The organism is Dyella sp. 01N36, from assembly GCF_056399745.1.
In genome coordinates this window covers 1-1,526 of sequence record NZ_JBFTRY010000357.1, presented here as the reverse complement: position 1 = coordinate 1,526, position 1,526 = coordinate 1, and the positions used below count along the sequence as shown (strand labels likewise).

Sequence of the window (1,526 nt, the reverse complement as noted above, 5' to 3'; positions counted from 1 at the left end):
GCCCGATCGGCCCGTCGTCGCACTGCCGGGCGAATGCCTCCCGTCTCGGAAAGAATCCGTCGCACCGAAGAATGGTATCGATCGAACAGGCGAGCGATCTGATGAAGTGACTCGCCACGTTGCCAGCGGTCCCACATCAGGCCGATCTGGGATTCGCTGTAATAGATCTTCGGTCGTTGGGACATCTTGCAACACTCCCGCTGCTCGCGCAGTCTTTAGTGTGTTGCAACGACCGGCTGAATCCGCAACCCATAGCAGTCTCTTGGCAGAGCTGAGCTTCGGTTACCCTTGAACTATGAAAATGGGCCAAACCGAAGAGTATGCTGTAGGGACCTGCCTGGTGAGGGTATGCGTGACCCGCATAGATCTTCCGGGTAGAGAGGGTTGGATAGGGTCCTGGGAGATTTATCGACTTCCCTGGAATTCAAGGAAGTCTCCTCTTCGTGTTGGCGACACAGACGTTCAGACAGCTAAGAGCTTGGCTCTTGGCATGGCCAAAACGATTGCCATCTCGGTTGCGCGCTCCATTTGAACGCTCCAAGGGCGCCACCCGAACCAGACGTTTGATAGATTGCGATCTTGAGCGCTTTCTAGAGATCAGACAAAGAAAGTATGGATGCCCGCCTCCTAACGCTGATCCATGAATATCTGGCCGCGACAAAGTCAGCCGTGGCGCTCATGGTCAAGTCCGGCATCTCGTTGCCATCTAGCAATCTCGAGTGGGCATCGAATCGACTGCCCAGTTCGGGGATGTTGGAGGGAGGCATCCGCTATCGAAAACATGGATACGGCTGCGAGGTATTTTTCCCCAGCGGAAGCGTTGACTTCGACTTCGGCGTCGATGGAGAGTACGACGGCTTTGATCCCTGGCGCCTTAAGTCCTTCACTGAAGGCCGGCTTTCCGAATACGGCTTCGCTTCTGAAGAAGAACTGGATGATCTGTTCGTAGCGGCAGTTCGGTCAGTGGCCGTGATCTATTCCGGGCGAACCCTCTACTACCTTCGATGCCGTCTCTCGTCGATCAGCTGATCAAGAGGAACAACACGATCGCCATGGTTCTCGCGGTCTACGCGCTCCGCCGTCCCTCTCAACATGTCGGCTTCCGTCCCGAGGTGGACATCGAGCGCCTTCTTACCGCTTAGGTGCCAGCCTTTGCGGCTATTTTTATCAAGTGGCCGATGATCTTTGTTTGAGACAAGGGCTCATATCGATCCTTAAGCACTTCGAGTGCATCAACTGTTTCCTTGTCGAGCCACAAACCCATTTGGCGGCCACCCTGTTGATTTCCGCCGAAAACTGAGCCGGGCTTTTCATCGAAAAGTGAGCCACCCGTTTGTGCGTCAGGTTAGCTCAGGTGATAGATGAAGGTGAGGTTTAGCGCTCCTTTCCGGTGTCCGTAACGTGGTTTCTGAAGCGGTAACTGTCGTTGCCGGTTTCCAGGATGTGGCAGCGATGCGTAAGGCGGTCGAGCAACGCGGTGGTCATCTTGGCATCGCCAAAGACGCTGGCCCACTCGGCGAAGCTGA

The 1,526-nt window shown here is 55.2% G+C and carries 2 protein-coding genes and 1 pseudogene; 1 reads left to right on the top strand and 2 read right to left on the bottom strand.

Features of this window, described 5'->3' with window-relative positions; translation table 11 throughout:
- Positions 1–185, bottom strand: a pseudogene (locus AC1DMG_RS22070) (IS30 family transposase); the annotation flags it as partial.
- A 427-nt stretch (positions 186–612) separates the two neighbouring features.
- Between AC1DMG_RS22070 and AC1DMG_RS22065 the strand changes: the two are divergent.
- A complete protein-coding gene (locus AC1DMG_RS22065) occupies positions 613–1,029 on the top strand; it encodes a DUF6896 domain-containing protein (protein ID WP_477181145.1) in 417 nt (138 codons plus the stop codon).
- A gap of 345 nt (positions 1,030–1,374) precedes the next feature.
- Here the strand turns inward: AC1DMG_RS22065 and AC1DMG_RS22060 are convergent.
- On the bottom strand, positions 1,375–1,526 hold a 152-nt coding region (locus tag AC1DMG_RS22060), incomplete at its 5' end, for an ATP-binding protein (protein ID WP_477181146.1).

What these genes read in the sequence shown, in the direction of transcription:
- AC1DMG_RS22065 (WP_477181145.1), top strand. Translation starts at nt 613, where the DNA reads ATGGATGCCCGCCTCCTAACGCTGATCCATGAATATCTGGCCGCGACA.